Below are 3986 nucleotides of genomic sequence, written 5' to 3'. Positions count from 1 at the left end.
GGCGTGATGTCGGCGCTGGCGCTGGCCTGGTCGGTGACGCTGTAGTTGCCGAGGTCGGCGCCGGTGTAGCTGCTGACCAGGGTCACGGTCTTGGCGCTGCCGACGTTCTTGTCGCCGAAGCTGCCGCTGGCGCTGACGCTGACGGCGTCGCCCGTGACCAGGCCACCGAGGCTGGCTGCAGCGGTGCTGACCGTGGCGCCGGTGCCACCGTCGTAGACCTTGTTCGAGGCGGTGATGCCGCTGACGGTCAAGGCCTTGGGCGTGATGTCGGCGCTGGTGGCGGCCTGGTCGGTGATGGCGTAGTTGCCCACGTCGGCACCGCCGTAGCTGCTGCTCAGGCTGACGTTCTTGCCGGCACCGACGTTCTTGTCGGCGAAGCTGCCCGTCGTGCTGACGCTCAGGCTGTCGCCCTGCACCAGCCCGCCGAAGCTGGCCGCCGCGGTGCTGACCGTGGCAACCGTGCCACCGTCGTAGACCTTGTTCGACGCGGTGATGCCGCTGACGGTCAGGGCCTTGGGCGTGATGTCGGCGCTGGTGCTGGCCTGGTCGGCGATGGCGTAGTTGCCCGCGTCGGCGCCGCTGTAGCTGCTGCTGAGCGCGACGGTCTTGCTGGCGCCGACGTTCTTGTCGGCGAAGGCACCGGTGGTGCTGACGCTAAGGCTGTCGCCCTGCACCAGCCCGCCGAAGCTAGCCGCTGCGGTGCTGACCGTGGCCGCCGTGCCGCCGTCGTAGACCTTGCCCGTAGCGGTGATGCCGCTGACAGTGAGGGCCTTGGGCGTGATGTCGGCGCTGGCGCTGGCCTGGTCGGTGACGCTGTAGTTGCCGAGGTCGGCGCCGGTGTAGCTGCTGACCAGGGTCACGGTCTTGGCGCTGCCGACGTTCTTGTCGCCGAAGCTGCCGCTGGCGCTGACGCTGACGGCGTCGCCCGTGACCAGGCCACCGAGGCTGGCTGCAGCGGTGCTGACCGTGGCGCCGGTGCCACCGTCGTAGACCTTGTTCGAGGCGGTGATGCCGCTGACGGTCAAGGCCTTGGGCGTGATGTCGGCGCTGGTGGCGGCCTGGTCGGTGATGGCGTAGTTGCCCACGTCGGCACCGCCGTAGCTGCTGCTCAGGCTGACGTTCTTGCCGGCACCGACGTTCTTGTCGGCGAAGCTGCCCGTCGTGCTGACGCTCAGGCTGTCGCCCTGCACCAGCCCGCCGAAGCTGGCCGCCGCGGTGCTGACCGTGGCAACCGTGCCACCGTCGTAGACCTTGTTCGACGCGGTGATGCCGCTGACGGTCAGGGCCTTGGGCGTGATGTCGGCCTGGGCGGTGGAGGTGCCGCTGAAGACGTAGTTGCCGGCATCGGCGCCGCCGAGGACGAACTGGCCGATGGTGACGGTCTTGGCGCTGCCGACGTGCTTGTCGGCGAAGCTGCCCACGGCCTGGGTGACCGAGAGGTCGTCGCTGCCGATGCGGCCGCTGAAGGTGGCCGCGCCGGTCTGCAGCGCGGCCGAGACCGCGCCGTCGTAGACCTTGTTCGACGCCGTGATGCCGCCGATGGCCGTCAGCGTGGCCGGCGTGATGCTGGCCGTGAGGCCGCTGGGCAGTTGCAGCAGGTAGCCGTCGGCATCTGCCCCTGTGAGCAGCAGGCTGCTGGCCGTGACGGTCTTGCCGCTGCCGACGTTCTTGTCGCCGAAGACGCCGGCGCCAGTGCCGAGCTGTACCGCGTCGTTGCCGACCACACCCACGAGCTGGGCCGCGCCAAGGCCCAGCGTGGCGCCGGTGCCGCCGTCGTAGACCTTGTCCAGTGCCTGCACACCGGTCACCGTGAGCAGCTTGCCCAGGATGTCGGCCGTGGTCTGCGCCGTGGTGTTGAAGCTGTAGTTGCCGACGTCGCTGCCGCTGACGGCGATGCCGGCGACGTTGACCGTCTTGCCCAGGCCGGCATTGCGGGTGTCGAAGGCCGCGCTGCCGTAGGCCAGCGTGAGCTGGTCGCCGCCGACACGGTTGTCGGACAGGCTCACCGTGGCCTGGGTGCTGCCGTCGTAGGCGCGGTTGACGCCGGTGGCACTGACGACCAGCGTCGCCTTGCTGATGTCGGCGAAGGCCGCCGCAGTGGCGTTGGCGCTGTAGTTGCCGGCGTCGGTGCCGGTGAGCGTGATGCCGGTGACGCTGACGAACTTGTTGATGCCGGCGTTCTTGTCGAGGAAGTTGGCGCTGTAGTCGACGCCGAGCTGGTCACCGGCGATGCGGTTGTCGGCCAGGGCAACGGTGGCCGTGGTGAGGCCGTCGTAGACCTTGTTCTGGCCACTGGCCGTGACGTTGAGGCTGCGCGGCGTGATGGCCGCGCTCAGGCCCGATACCGGCACCAGGGCGTAGTTGGCCTGGTCGGTGCCGGCGAGCTGGATGGCGTCGGCCGTCACCGCCTTGCCGCTGCCGACGTTCTTGTCGGCAAAGCTGCCCGTGGCGCGCACCAGGCTGATGCTGTCGCCCTGGAGCACGCCGTTGGCCGAGGCCGCCGCGGTGCTGAGCGTGGCATTGGACGTGCCGTCATAGACCTTGTCCAGGCCCACCAGGCCGACCACGGTGAGCGGGGCCTGGGTAACGACGCCGATGGCGGCCGAGGTGGCCGTGCGGTCCAACGTGTAGCCGTAGACCGTGGCGCTGCCTTCGCTGGCGCCGGCGATGCTCAGGCCGCTGACGCTGACCGTCTTGCCGGTGGCCGCCACCTTGGTGTCGTAGAGGCCGGCGCTCGGGTTGTTGAGCACGACGATGTCGCCGTCGATGGAGCCGGTGGCGGTGTCGTAGTTGGCGGCCGTCAGCGCGGCGTTGCGCGTCGCGTCGTAGACCCGCTGCACTGTGCCCACGAGCTGGGGCGTGACCACCGGGGCAATGCTGTAGACATAGCCGTCCTGGCCGGCCGTACCCGCGGGCAGGCTGCTGCCGAGGCTGGCGTTGTAGAGCTTGAACTGCGGCGCCAGGCCGGCGCGCGTGTCGAGCAGCGGGCTGGTCGAGTACACCAGCCAACGGCCGCTGGTCGTGGCCAGGGCCGAGGCGCCGGCGTTGTTGACGAAGTTGGCCGCGGTAGAGAGCACGATGTTGCCGCTGCCCGCCGCACTGATGGTGCCGTCCAGCACCAGGTTGCCGGCGCTGGTGACGAGGTTCACGTTGCCGCCAGAACTGTTCAGCCCGGCCGCAGCGATGGTCAAGCCCGCCGCGTTGCGCGCCGAGAGGCCGCCCGCGCCGACATGGCCGGCCAGGCTGCCTATGGTGTTGGCGGCGTTGTCGAGGCTGGCCGTGCCGGCCGAGAGGATCTCCACGCTGGGCAAGGCGACAGCCCCGCTCGCGGTGAGCGTGCCGGTGCCAGCCGTGATGCTCATGCCGTGGGTCTGTGGCGGCGCGCTGCTGACGCTGCCGCCGAAGCTCACCGCGCCGCCTGCGGCGCCACCCAGCGTGGTGTCCACCACCAGCGGGCTGGCAATGGTGAGGTCGTTGGCGAAGGCGATGGCGCCGCCCGCCGAGCGGTAGGCGCTGTGGGTGGTGGCCGGCCCGGTATAGCTCTGGGCGCCGCTGGTCGTCACGTCGTGCAGGCTCAGGTCGCCGCCGTTCAGCGTCAGCGAGGCCAGGGCGGTGACGGCGCCGGCGTTGCCCGCCAGGGTGATGCTGCCGGGCGTGGTGATGGTGAGCGCCTGGCCCCCGTCGATGGCACCGCTGATGTCGATGTTGCCGGCCGCGCCGGCGCCGGTGCTGGTGAGGCTGGCATCCTGTGCCAGGTTCACGGCACCGCCATAGGACTGGGTGCCGGCGGTCGAGACGTTGGCGCCCAGGCTGGTGCTTCCGCTGACGTCGAAGTGGGTCACGCCGCTGATGGCGCCGCCGACCACGGCATTGCCGGTGACGGTGAGGGCGTGGGCGTTGCCGGCGATGGCGGCGGCATTCGTCACCGTGCTGCCCTGCAGCGTGGTGTCGGCGCCCAGGGCGACGGCGTCGCCGTAGCTCTGCGT

At 70.5% G+C, this 3986-nt stretch carries 1 protein-coding gene; it reads right to left on the bottom strand.

The window, feature by feature from the left end; all coding sequences use genetic code 11:
- On the bottom strand, positions 1–3986 hold a 3986-nt coding region (locus JMV16_RS19745), incomplete at both ends, for a beta strand repeat-containing protein (protein ID WP_236580622.1).

This window comes from Rubrivivax sp. A210 (genome assembly GCF_904426505.1).
Lineage (GTDB): Bacteria > Pseudomonadota > Gammaproteobacteria > Burkholderiales > Burkholderiaceae_C > Rubrivivax.
The sequence above is the reverse complement of the archived record's forward strand: the minus strand, read 5'-3'. Positions and strand labels throughout refer to the sequence as shown.